The sequence below is a fragment of the Acinetobacter sp. YH12200 genome (genome assembly GCF_013418175.1).
Lineage (GTDB): Bacteria > Pseudomonadota > Gammaproteobacteria > Pseudomonadales > Moraxellaceae > Acinetobacter > Acinetobacter pseudolwoffii.
Window position 1 is genome coordinate 44,179 of sequence record NZ_VPCO01000001.1, and the last position, 13,242, is coordinate 57,420.

Genomic DNA, 13,242 nt, shown 5'->3' on the forward strand with positions numbered 1-13,242 from the left:
TTACTTAGAGGAGTTCAGCCTTTCAAACCTTTATACAACAAAGCCATCTTTATCTATAGTTTTAAAAACTTGCCAATAGAGATTTTTGGCTTCACTATATAAAATACTTTCTTCATAACTAACAAGATCATTTTTATATCCGCAATCATTTGCAATGGATAACTTAGCATTTGCTAAATTATAAAAATAGCTAACATTAAATTTCATTGCATAAAATTCTGAATCTTCTTCTAAAATTTGTATTCCTTTAGAAATAGAATCTTTATTTTTTAGAAAAAAACCTGAATCAATGAATAATCCTGCTAAATTAAAACGAAGTTGCAAAACTATTTCTGATTTCGCAAATTTTTTTAGAGAGTCGAAAATGATTTCACTTCTTAGAGCAGCTTCTTGCCAAGCACCTTGATCAATAGAATTAGAAATAGCATTTATTGATTCATTAATTTCTTTTAGTTCTAGATTCATTAAAATAACTTATATAAAAAAGCCCCACTAGAATATAGCAGGGCTTTTTATAAGTGTCTAAATCTTAAGAAACCTTATCACCCGGTTGAGCACCAGATTCAGGTAAAATCACCCAAACACCGTCGCCATTACCCGCTGCCAACACCATACCGTTAGAAATACCAAAACGCATTTTACGTGGTGCAAGGTTTGCCACCATCACCACCAATTTGCCTTTTAGGTCTTCAGGTTGGTAGAACTCACGAATACCGCTAAATACATTACGTGGTTCAGCTTCGCCTACATTTAAAGTCAATTGAAGAAGTTTGTCAGAACCTTCAACCGTTGCAGCTTCCAAAACTTCAGCCACACGCAGGTCAACTTTCATAAAATCATCAATATTAATAATTTCAGCTTCGCCGACTTTAGCTTCAGGCTTCGTCGATGCTTTCTTCTCTTTTTTCTTTTCCGTTTTTGCTGTTTCAGCAGGGGCAGCCAAAGAATCTTTAGACGCATCGACCATTGCGGCAACCGCTTTTGGATCTACACGTTGCATCAATGGTTGGAACAATGCAATTTCATGACCCAGCAGAATCGTTTCACGAGAAGCGAAGTTGAAAGATTCTAATTGCAAGAAATCTTGAACTTGTTGCGCCAGTATTGGCAACACCGGAGCCAAATAAACAGCCAATTGACGGAACAGGTTAATACCGACAGAACATACGTCATGTACTTGTTGTTCCTGGCCTTCCTGCTTCGCCAGCGCCCAAGGCTTTTTCTCATCGATATATTGATTGGCTTTATCTGCAAGTGCCATGATTTCACGAATCGCAGCAGAGAACTCACGTGACTCATATTGCGCTGCGATTGAATCACCCGCATCAATGAAGCTTTGAACCAATTCAGGCTCTGCACAAGTTGCAGATAATTTATTGTCAAATTTAGTATTGATGAACTTCGCACAACGGCTGGCAATGTTGACCACTTTACCAACCAAGTCAGAATTTACTTTCTGCACAAAATCATCCAGATTCAAGTCAGAATCTTCAACTTTATCCGAAAGTTTCGACGCGAAGTAGTAGCGTAAATATTCAGGGTTTAAATGTTCTAAATAGGTTTCCGCTTTAATAAATGTGCCGCGAGATTTCGACATCTTCTGACCATTGACAGTCAAGAAACCGTTTACAAATAAACCTGATGGCGTACGGTAGTTAGCACCTTCTAGCATTGCCGGCCAGAACAGCGCATGGAAATACACAATGTCTTTACCAATGAAGTGATACACCTCATTTTTAGAATCTTTTTTCCAGTAGTCATCAAAGCTTAAATCAGGACGTTTGGTTTTGATATAGTTTTCAAAACTCGACATGTAGCCAATTGGCGCATCGACCCACACGTAAAAGTATTTGTTGGGTGCGTCTGGAATTTCAAAACCGAAATATGGCGCATCACGCGAGATATCCCAATCGTTCAGGCCATTTTCAAACCATTCATCTAATTTGTTGGCAATCGAGACCGGTAAGCGGCCTTCATCACGTGTCCATTTTTGCAGGTATTCACCAAAATTCGGCAACTTAAAGAAGTAATGGTCAGATGATTTTTCGACAGGTGTTGCACCGCTTAAAGTCGAATGTGGGTTCAATAATTCGGTTGCATTATAAGTTGCACCGCAAACTTCACATGAATCGCCATATTGATCTTCTACTTTACATTTCGGGCAGGTGCCTTTAATGAAACGGTCGGAGAGGAACATGCCTTTTTCAGGATCGAAAAGCTGGGTGACAGGACGAACCGCGATATTGCCGGCATCACGGTTTTTGAGATAGATTTCAGATGCACGTGCACGGTTGGTATCGCTATGGGTAGAATCATAATGATCGAAGTGCACCGCAAAACCGTCAAAATCACGGATATGTTCTTTTTGCACGTTGGCAATTTGTGCTTCCGGTGAAATTCCGTTGGCTTCAGCACGTAACATGATGGCTGTGCCGTGAGCATCGTCCGCGCAGACATAAGTCACATCATGACCCATTGCACGCATCGCACGTACCCAAATATCAGCTTGGATATAACCGAGTAGGTGACCCATATGAATCGGGCCATTGGCGTATGGAAGGGCGTTAGTGACTAAGATATTACGCACGGATATGACTCTCTCATTCGTATATTATGCAAGGTGGATGATTTTACCTGATGCAGGTCCGAATACAAAGCAATCCTTTAAGCGAATCAATTCCATTTCACCGCGAATTCGTGTCGAAAGGTCTTTGTATTTACAGAATGTCTTGGAAATGTAGATTTCCCTATATTGCGTTGCCAATAACAGTGATAATAGGCCATTGATCTAAAAGCTTTGAGCTAGAAAACCATGATTGACGAAGATGATTTTGATTTTGACCAACCTGTCACGCGTATTAAACAAAATGCAGCGAGTCAAAAACAGTTGGGCAGTCAGATTTTAAAAGATGCAGAAGCTTATCTTGAAGACATCTCGGCAGATGAACATACACTTTTAATCAAAAACTTATCAGGTTTAGTCGCGCAAGATGCTTATTTCCAAGTACTGGCAGATCAGCTCGATCAACCGATTGGCGCGAAGTTTGCCAATGATGCTTTAAATTTGATGCATTTTTGGCCGGCCATTCACCAGCTTGAAGATATTGAGCAATTTAAGCTACTCGATATGATCAATAGCGAATATTTCCAGACTGAAATGCTGAAAGCCTTTGATGCCTTAGAGATTGATGAAGACATCAAAGCCAAGCGCCGTTTGGTGCTGCTTGAAAGCTTGAAAATGTACAAACTTGGCTTTTACAGCGGTTGTATTCCAAATGTTTATGCGCAGCTCGAAGGTATTTTGACAGATATCCTGATCAAAGCAGGTTTCCTCAAGCAAAATGGCACCAAGTTTGTCGATGTCTATAAAATCGTACCGGGTTTAAAAGGCAATGAAATTAAAAGCCTGTGGCATAAGTCTAAAATTGCGATTGAACTGAATCCGTATTTTGCTGAACTTGCTGCCTATAAAATGGATTCAAGCTCGAATGTGACCATGAGCCGTCATAACATGCTACATGGCACAGATGTCGACAACTTCAATCAAGCACGCAGCTTCATTCTGTTGATCTGGTTGTTCTCTGCGCTCAGCTTTATGAGCACCTTGCGTGTCTGACTTGAAATAATATCTCCTGATGCATTTGCATCCTATAAACATCTGCTGTGAATTGGCAACACTGATTCTTTGGCTTTGGAAACTATGCTATAACGGCATTTGAATGAGAAGCCAAAGAAAATGTGCTGACAGGCTTTGTCGAAACCTCAAGTAATCGATGGACTTGAATCGCCAGAATCCAAAAGAGTTGGATTATTCATCTTTGCAATCCTGATTGGGCGCAGCTCATGCTACAGACTGCAAACAATAGCAACAACATGTACAGGCTTTGTTGCAGTTTGCTTACTGCGCCCGATTTGCTCCACACTTTGTGCTAAAAAATGGCTGATTGTTTATATGATATGCCTAAGGAGGGTACCTCATGACTCAGCAGAACCAGAGCAATAGTTCAAAGCAAAATCAAGACAAAGAACAACATGAGAAACAATTAAATCAGAAAGCCAAAGAAGAGCAAAAGCAAAACCAGAATGACCAGAAGCACAATCAGTCGCATGATACACAAGACACAAAGCCACACCAGACTGATGAAAATTCTGATAGCAAACAAAACTCTAAAGATACAGGCGCTGACTCGGAATCGAAGGATGAAGCCTCTAAAGAGCAGCCATCTGATCAAAAAGATAATTCGAAAAATGAGCAATCAGATAACAAAACTGAAAGCTTTAAGATGGATGATTTAAAAGCGAAGGCCATTGCGATTGGTGAGGAGCTATTACAAAAAGGCGAAAAACTTCTGAATGAGCTAAAACATGGCAAGTCCAACGGTCAGAAAAATGATGATCAAGGTTCAGATGACGCAAAAAAGGCAAAAGCTGATCATAGCACTGAAGATAAATCATCGAATCAGTCAGATAAACAAAATGCTAAAGAAGCTCAGACCGATCAACAGGCAAGCATGGCCAATTTAAAAGATGAGGCTGTACATAAGTTTGAAGATACAAAACAGAAGATTACTGAGTTAGTCAGTGAAGCCTCTACCAAGCTGGGTGAGCTGAAACAGATGGCAACTGATAGCATGAATAAAATGAAAGAAAATCAATCTCAGGGCAATGATTCTGATCAGCAAAAAGATGCCAAAGCTCAAAATTCAGACTCGAAATCAGGTCAGTCTGACAAGAGTGAATCTAAAGAAGATCAGGATAAAAATGCCAAGGATCAGCAGCACAAGTCTGAAAATAATAAAAATCATAAATAGACTGTGATTATTGTAGAGCCACTTTAATCAAAGAGGGTTAAAGTGGCTTGCTACACCTAAAATCAATAAAAATCCTTCTACATCAATTTTCACATCAAAAAGAATCCAGTTGGCTTTACTTTGATTGATTCACTTTTAGCATGCCTATCCGCTACAATCCAACAAAACCAAGTAAAATGGTTGGAAATTGCAGATATCTCCTCGATCTTCTCGGCAGAGTGCTTAACCTTAAGCGAAAACCCCGTTAAACTATGCCATTCGGATATCTATCTATAGTTTTGGAGTAACCTATGTCGTGGCTTTCTTCGCTCAAATCGGTCTTTTCACCTTCGCAGGAGGTGAACGAAGAAGCTGTGCAAAAAGTATTGCAAAACTATCTGTTGCCAAATTCAAATGATCCGCTCAAACAGCGTATTACTCAGGTCAATGTTCAAGCTGAGATCCTACAAATCACCTTAAATACTTATCCTGAAGAAAAACAAGATCTGCAACAAATCCATGATGAACTGGCGCAAGCTTTGCAAAAATGTGGTATTCAAGAACTGAATATGCATGTGATTCAGCAAAAAACTGGGCCTAAAAGTCATAAATCGGATGGCTGCGGGCATAAGCATGCCAAAGGTGAAAGCTGTTCCAGTCAGCCTAAAGCAGAAGCAAAACCCAATCTTCCCCCTGTGGTGGATGCCTCCGCCCAGCCTGCAAAACAAGAAGAAGCTGATCCCAATAATCCACCGATTCAAAAAGCTGCACCTCAGCAACGTGATGTACCAAAACATCCACGTATTCAAAATGTGATTCTGGTGTCATCCGGCAAGGGCGGTGTAGGTAAATCGACGACTACAGTGAATCTGGCACTGGCTCTGCAAAAATTAGGCTTAAAGGTCGGTGTGCTGGATGCCGATATTTATGGTCCGAGTATTCCGACCATGCTCGGTAATGCGGGCAAAACGCCGATGATCGAAGCGGAACAGTTTGTCCCTATCGAAGCCTATGGAATGGCAGTGTTATCGATTGGCCATTTAACTGGTGATCACAATACTCCAGTGGCTTGGCGTGGACCGAAAGCCACCGGTGCATTGATGCAATTATTTAACCAGACCTTATGGCCAGATCTTGATGTTCTGATGATTGATATGCCACCCGGTACAGGGGATATCCAGTTGACGTTGGCACAGCGCATTCCGGTAACCGGGGCAGTGATTGTCACCACACCACAAAACGTGGCCCTACTCGATGCGACCAAAGGCATTGAACTGTTTAACCGTGTGCAAATTCCGATCATGGGCGTGATTGAAAATATGTCGACCCATATCTGTTCAAATTGTGGTTTTGAAGAACAGATTTTTGGCACAGGCGGTGGAGATAAACTGTCTGAGCAATATCATATTCCATTATTGGGTCGCTTACCTTTAGATGCTGAAATTCGTGAAAATGCCGATGCTGGCACACCTTCAGTCATTGCCGGAGATGATGCAGCCGAAAGCTATATGCTGATTGCAGAAAAAATTGCAGCGCAGCTACCTAAGGCCGAAAAAGATCAGAGCCGAATTTTCTAATTGACCCATTAAATAGAGAGTTCACATATTTAAGCCCTAATTCAAGTTAGGGCTTTTTTATTAATAATTCACGGAAATAAACAGCTTTAAATTAAGAAAATTGACTGAAATGACTGTTGCGTATTGGTTCCCAAAATGGTTTCAAGTGATTGAATTAAATTGATTTAATTCAGTGTGAATTCTGATTATATGTTCTCTTACAATTATTTTTTTGCAGCATTGACCGAACTATTCTATGCTACGCGGATTAGAGCGAGGTCAAACTATGATTTCATGGTTTTTTATTGGTTTAGTGGCAACCATTCTTTTAACACCAGGCCCAACCAATACCTTATTGGCATCTTCAGGCATACAGGTCGGATTTAAAAAAACATTTCGTTTAATTCCTGCTGAAGCCTTTGGCTATCTGATTGCCATTAGCTTTTGGGGCATTCTGATCGGAAAAATTTCCGTTCATCTTCCGCTTTTGCCGACCATTCTCAAACTGTTTAGTGCCGGCTATATCCTTTTTCTGGCTGTGAAATTATGGCGCACGGCAGAACTCAGTGAAAATTTTGAAAATGTCTCGATTCGTGCACGAGAACTATTTCTGGCAACCTTGCTAAATCCTAAAGCACTTTTATTTGCTTCAGCGATCTTTCCGGTGATTGTCTGGAAAAGCAGTCAGCACTATGTGACTCATATGTTGGTATTTCTGGTTTTGCTGATTCCGATTGCATTCTTCTGGACTTTCCTCGGCTCAATACTGGCCAGAAAAAACAGTCGCTGGCTCAATCAAAAAAACCTGCAAAAAACCGCATCACTGGTGTTAATGAGCTTTTCGATTCCTTTAAGCTATTCTGCACTTTTAAGTTTATAAGCTGATATCCATCAGCAATTTTTTATCCACTTTGGCTGCAAGCACTTCACTTATTTTCATTGAGGGCAATTTCAGTTAAAGTACGTCGCAATAACTTGTTCTTAAGATTTTTGGATTATATCAATGGCAATTAAGTCTGATCGTTGGATTCGCGAAATGAGCGAAAAACACGGCATGATTGAACCGTATGCAGAAAACCAGGTACGTTTGGATGAAAATGGTCAAAAGCTGATTTCGTATGGCGTATCGAGCTATGGTTATGACGTGCGTTGTGCACGGGAATTTAAAGTATTTACCAATGTGCATTCTGCAATTGTCGATCCGAAGAACTTTGATGAACGCAGCTTTATTGATATTGAATCGGATGTTTGTATTATTCCACCGAACTCATTTGCATTGGCCCGTACCATCGAGTATTTCCGTATTCCACGTAATGTACTGACGGTTTGCCTGGGCAAGTCGACTTATGCGCGTTGCGGTATCATTGTCAACGTCACTCCGCTTGAGCCAGAGTGGGAAGGTCATGTAACTTTAGAGTTCTCAAATACCACCAACCTTCCTGCGCGTATTTATGCAGGGGAAGGTGTCGCACAAATGCTATTTTTTGAGTCTGATGAAGTGTGTGAAACGTCATATAAAGATCGTGGCGGAAAATATCAAGGCCAAACTGGCGTTACTTTGCCGAAGACCTAAGCAGTTTAAAATATTGAATAACGGGACTATATGTCCCGTTTATTTTTTTGAGATTTTCATTCATCGGAAACTCAGGTTTTTACTTCAATTGACTTTGGCATCTGTATTAAAAGTCAGCATAATAGATTCCGAATAACCATAAAAAAGATGCAATGCATCATAAAAAACAAAATGTAGCGGCTGGGAAGCTGAAACATAAAGATGCGGAGCATCGGATAAAAAGGAAAGAGTGAGATGACTCAGATAAAAGATCTATTTAAATTTCGCAAAAATTATTTAGCAATGACAATTGGTTTAATCCTGTTGCCTTCTGCGCATGCGATGCAGGAATTATCAGATTCTTCTCTTTCTGACACCACGGGTGAGGGGGTTGCGCTCGTACTTGATGATTTTAAAATGGTGTTTCAAGGCCCTAAAGATATTTCTGCTGGTTCCAGTTATGCCAGAGGTATTGAAAATCCGGGACAGGCGGATACGGGTTTTATTCGCATTATTCCAACTGGTGAAAACTATGAAAAGCTAGGGGAGCGTTTATACGATAAAGTTTATAGCAATACTTACCATAATGCTTATCTAGCTGAACGTGCGAGAATCTATAACCATGTATATGGAGATACGTATGCATCAAGCCGAGATGCTTATATTACAGACAATCGCACCCGCGTAGCGAGTGAAATTACAGCTGAATATGCTGCTAGCTATCGTGGTAGTCTAGTCCAACAATATCTCGATTCACCAATTATGAAACAGTATTATGATCAGCGTTATGCTGATTATTATAATGGTAGTTCAGCTGGCTTGAATTTTGTAAATGATGGTACAACAAAAGAGTCAATTACCCCATGGTTAACTGATCGGTCGAAAGCAGCTGCACTTAAAAATACTCTGGAAATGATTGAATTGTTATACGGAAATAATTATGCAGCGAATCTTCCAAATTCACCTTTTTACCAAAGTTTTAAACAGCAGTTTCCAAGCTATGTTCGTGCAAATGTCATTAAAAATACAGTAGATAGTCAGCTTGCAGCCAAGACCACTGAAATGCTAAATCAGTTGGCTGCAGATTATGCGAAAGAACAGGCAACAACAGCCAGTAATACCGTGCATGATGAAGTTGTACGAAATGCAATAAATATGGCAAAAGCTGCTGCACAAAATGCCAATATTGGAAGCCTGCGTACCAAGGCAGATGTTTTCATTTATGGTCTGGCATTATCAAAAAGTGATGACTCGCTGAGCACGCGATACAGTAATCAGGGTTTTAGTTGGGGATCTGCAGATAATCCTTGGTTATTCCGGGCAGGAACTGAAAGCGTCAAACAGTTTAAGGACGCTGCTAAAGATGTAGGCTATATTGCTCTAGAAGCGCCTCTTGCCAAGATTGCTCCAGATGAAAGTGATAATAATATTAAATTGGGGTTTTGGAGTGATATTTTTGCACGTGAGCTTAATTCCTCTAATGTTGTCGATCCTATAACAGGTGGGCCCACTTCAGGGCTTGATACAAATTACCGATTAAGAACGCAATTTGTTGCCAATGGTCTCAGTTTAAATGGTTCGCAAGTTCGGTTATTCCAAACCTTGGAATCGGATAATAAGGACTATAATCAAACTTTAGGAATGGCAAGTATCGTTCGTTTAAATACCAATGATCGGCCAGAAACTCTAAGCAGTAGCGATAGCAATCTTAACAGTAAAGGTATTCGTCTAAGTACCGCAGCAAAAACAGATGCACTTGATGGTAATGTCCCGACCCCAGCCTTAAACGGAAGTGCTGCTCCCATATTTCATGATTCTGAGGGTTTATATTTATATAGTCCAAATATTAACCTGGTGCTCGGTAATATGTATCAGCCTTTTGTGGTCGGTTCAGAAGGCAATAATATTATTTTAGAAGTGACACGTATTCCAAATATTCCTGCTATCTATAATCAAATTTATCAGAATTATGGGGGTGGACTAGGAGAATCTGATTTAAAAGGTTCAACCTGTAATGTCTATAGTTGTGGTACGCCGATTAAAAATAATGCTTCAGATGCGACCGTGCTTTATCAAGGCCGTAACGCCACTCACAGTAGTATTTCAATAGGGACTACAGAGCGTATCCCAGGAACAAATTTGCTGCGCGCCAAAGATGGCCCCAACTCCACGGGAGTCGTATTCAAGAGTACTGATGGTATAAGTAAGAATTTTGGGTCTGCAGTCATTGATGGCGTACTGATTCAGCATTTAAAAATTAGAACAACTGGTCTGTAAGGGAGTATAAAAATGTCCAAATTATTGACCCTCTGCGCATTGATATGTACCTCTATGCTCAGTCAAGCCGGATTGGAAGTCCTTAATCAGCAAGAGTTAACTGAGACAGTAGGACAGGGCGGAGCAGACCTTAACTGGACTTTATCCTTAAATCATATTTACGCCACAGATTTAACCAAAGATACAATTTCTCGACTTGATGGAAATGATAATCCACTAGAAGTATTTTATGTTTTAGATCCGACAACATGTGGTGCAACAAAACAGTTTTGCCGTTTGGCAATAGCCCCAAATAATCATGTCGATGCCAATGGGAATAAAAAATGGTTAGTATTTAAAGGTATTCAGGGCACGATTCAGATTGATAAGTTTTCAATTGATGGTACAACCATTATTAATCACCGTAATGAACCACAGACGGCGATGCAAATTACCTTTTATGATAACCAGCCTTTAAAGATCCGGAATTTGGGTTTTAATACGGTTTCGATTGAAACGGGCACAGGTGCTGGAGCTTTAGAAGGTTATGCCAATACTGGTGTTTATAGTACGTATACAGGGCGTACCTATAATGCCGACGGAACTTATACGACCGCGCCCCAAGATGTTCCTTCGTTTGATAAGGGGGCTGAAAAAGGTTTTATGGGATTGAATGTTCATGGAAATCTGCATATGTCCGGTAATTTGAAAATATTTGGTTATAACTGTACAGGTGGGGCACAAAGTCGTTGTTAATCGCAGCGTCAAGTACAGCATAAGGATATAAAAATGAAAAAAACAACAATAAAGTTGAAATTGCTAACGGTATGCATGTGTCTTATACAGCAAGCTTATGCACTTGAAACCATTGAAGAGCAGGAATTGAGCGAAGTCACTGGACAAGATGGTATGGTGATTACTCATGAAATTTCTAAAGCCAGCATTGCTCAAGTCAATTGGTATGATCCCAATCCAACTGCCAGTATTAAAATGGGTTTAGGTCTACATAATGTTGAAATTATTGGAAAAGATAATAAGCCAATTATTAGTCAACTTGAAATAGATGTAGGTGCTACTTCACAAGGGGCAGGACTTCGGCTTGCTGCAAGTGTTTCACCATTTCAAGCCACTGCAGATTTAAAACTGGTAAAGACAGCCTGTACGACCAATCCATGTAGCCAGTCTGCGAATAGTATTCGGACTGCTGGCGTACAATCTAGTCAAAGTCTAGGTGCATTAGGGATTAGTACCTCTACGCCGCTTAGTGTTCTATTACAAACTACTGCAGGTTTATTTAATAAAGAGGCAATTGCCAGTATCGATTTTCAACTTAAAAATGCCACCATTAGTCATAAACTGGGTGAAAATAGCCTGATTTTAAATGACTTTAACTTTAATTTTTCGGGTCAGGGCTATATGTACATTGACCCCAATGAAGGTGTTGTACTCACTACCCGAAATGGCAATCAAGACCATTACGTGGATTTAAAACGTGTTGAAGATACCACTGATATTGCTATTGGCCGGGTTAATCCGACCAATCCTGGCGTTAATATTGACTTGCGTTATAACACGCCAAATAACGAACGTAAAAATATTATGCGTCTTGGGGCTTCAGGTGCGGTGACCAATGCCAGATTATCCATGAATGCCGATCAAACCCAGATTGGTACTTTTGATGTAAGTAACAAGTTAAATGGTGTTTTACAGCGTCAAGACAAAACTGCAGCAGGATATAGCGATCTGGTGGGTGAAGGGGGGTTGCATCTGGGCTTATCTGCCGACTTTACTGGTGCTGCTAGTGGTCACCCAAGCAACATCGCGCCTACCGTGCTTGAAATTGGTCATACTGGCCATGGAAGCTATGCAGTCCAATTCTCCAATATTAGGCCCCTGACAACACGGAATGCTGATGAAAATTTACATGGTAAAAATGCCTATATCGATTTTGGTGATATTTATATAAATACTATTATGGCTAAAAGTCTCGATTTTATCATCAATGAAAATATGCGAAAAACCTTGGGGTATAGTAGTGATGTACTGAAACAGACACTGAGTACAGCAGGAGATGGAGAGGATTTTGCTTTTATTGCAGTACGAGGAATGGACTTTCAGGCAATTGCTGCGAAAGCACGTTTTATTTCAGATAACTCCTTGACAGAACTTGGTGGGGATGGCGGTTCATGGGGGATTGGTATTCCTATTTATAATTTAAATGCCAATGTCGCGTTGTCTGGAACAACTTATGGAACAGATAATAAGCAGGCAATTGCTTATAACATCATGGCCTCTACTGAAGGATACGGGGTCGACAAGAAAACCGGTTTGCCAAGTACAACTTCAATTATATTGATTGATGGTCAGGACGGTGTACAGGGTGAAGCTGTTAACTATTATGCAGGCTTTAGAAATATCGATGCTTTAATTAAATCTGAAGGGATTATTGGCTATGAAGATGAAGGGATTTATATTCGTGCCGATAAATTACTGATTGCAGCAAAAGCAGAGCTCGCAATGGGGCAATTACCAGGATCTAAATATAACTGTAGCACTGCATCAGTCAGTAAATGCGGAGGCTATGTGCCTCACGATAATTTTTCTAAACGTGATGATGTACTGACCAATATTGCCTTTAAGCTCGATGGAAATGGTGAGCTTCTGATTATTCCTGGGGTAGATCCAACCGCAAGTTCACCAGATACCAACTTTTTGTCATTTGATGCAAACTTTAAATTTAGGCCACTCACATCAGAAGAAAGTGCAGATAAAGCTAATCTGGGTAGCTACTTTAGTATCTCCAATGAAGATATTGATTTAACAACAGGAGCATTAAACGTTTCTTCGATCAACTTTAACCGGATGGAAGGTCATTTGGGTGTTAATGGGAAAGTTCGTGTCAGTGCTGATACCGTAACGTTGGATAATCAGGTCAAACTCAATTATGAAAATAATATCGCGACACCATTTAAAACCAATTTTGCGATGGCGACCAATGGCAATATGCAAAACATGGCAAGTATTGCACTGACTGGTGGCACTATTCGTAGCACGCTGGGAATCACACCACGCTAAATTCAGGATGAGA

10 protein-coding genes are annotated in these 13,242 nt (G+C 40.3%); 8 read left to right on the forward strand and 2 right to left on the reverse strand.

Annotation, left to right across the window (positions count from 1 at the left end; all coding sequences use genetic code 11):
- Positions 1 to 30: 30 nt before the first annotated feature.
- Both FTU90_RS00220 and metG read right to left on the reverse strand, forming a co-directional pair.
- The gene (locus tag FTU90_RS00220) at positions 31 to 465 is read right to left on the reverse strand and encodes a hypothetical protein (RefSeq protein ID WP_159138285.1); all 435 of its coding nucleotides are present in this window, start codon (positions 463 to 465) and stop codon (positions 31 to 33) included.
- A gap of 64 nt (positions 466 to 529) precedes the next feature.
- Positions 530 to 2,587 carry a methionine--tRNA ligase gene (gene metG / locus FTU90_RS00225; protein ID WP_159138284.1) on the reverse strand — a complete coding sequence of 686 codons (2,058 nt, stop codon included), beginning with the start codon at positions 2,585 to 2,587 and terminating at the stop codon, positions 530 to 532.
- A gap of 225 nt (positions 2,588 to 2,812) precedes the next feature.
- Here metG and FTU90_RS00230 point away from each other — a divergent pair, with 225 nt between their 5' ends.
- The 8 genes from FTU90_RS00230 (at position 2,813) to FTU90_RS00265 (ending at position 13,229) form a co-directional block, all read left to right on the forward strand.
- On the forward strand, positions 2,813 to 3,616 hold the full coding sequence (locus FTU90_RS00230; protein WP_100358209.1) for a hypothetical protein: 804 nt from the start codon (positions 2,813 to 2,815) through the stop codon (positions 3,614 to 3,616).
- Between the two features lie 361 nt (positions 3,617 to 3,977).
- A complete protein-coding gene (locus FTU90_RS00235) occupies positions 3,978 to 4,811 on the forward strand; it encodes a hypothetical protein (RefSeq protein WP_159138283.1) in 834 nt (277 codons plus the stop codon).
- A gap of 290 nt (positions 4,812 to 5,101) precedes the next feature.
- Positions 5,102 to 6,367 (forward strand): iron-sulfur cluster carrier protein ApbC, encoded by a 1,266-nt coding sequence (gene apbC, locus FTU90_RS00240; protein WP_074383443.1) that lies wholly within the window; start codon positions 5,102 to 5,104, stop codon positions 6,365 to 6,367.
- Between the two features lie 265 nt (positions 6,368 to 6,632).
- Positions 6,633 to 7,226 (forward strand): LysE family translocator, encoded by a 594-nt coding sequence (locus FTU90_RS00245; protein WP_100329137.1) that lies wholly within the window; start codon positions 6,633 to 6,635, stop codon positions 7,224 to 7,226.
- A 123-nt stretch (positions 7,227 to 7,349) separates the two neighbouring features.
- Positions 7,350 to 7,919, forward strand: a complete 570-nt coding sequence (dcd, locus tag FTU90_RS00250; protein WP_004280726.1) for a dCTP deaminase — start codon at positions 7,350 to 7,352, stop codon at positions 7,917 to 7,919.
- Positions 7,920 to 8,153: 234 nt separating this feature from the next.
- Complete coding sequence (locus tag FTU90_RS00255) at positions 8,154 to 10,175, forward strand: hypothetical protein (protein WP_159138282.1); 2,022 nt, start codon at positions 8,154 to 8,156, stop codon at positions 10,173 to 10,175.
- Positions 10,176 to 10,187: 12 nt separating this feature from the next.
- Entirely contained in the window at positions 10,188 to 10,910 is a 723-nt protein-coding gene (locus tag FTU90_RS00260; RefSeq protein WP_159138281.1) for a hypothetical protein, read from the forward strand.
- Positions 10,911 to 10,943: 33 nt separating this feature from the next.
- Positions 10,944 to 13,229 carry a DUF6160 family protein gene (locus FTU90_RS00265; protein ID WP_180071785.1) on the forward strand — a complete coding sequence of 762 codons (2,286 nt, stop codon included), beginning with the start codon at positions 10,944 to 10,946 and terminating at the stop codon, positions 13,227 to 13,229.
- Positions 13,230 to 13,242 lie beyond the last annotated feature (13 nt).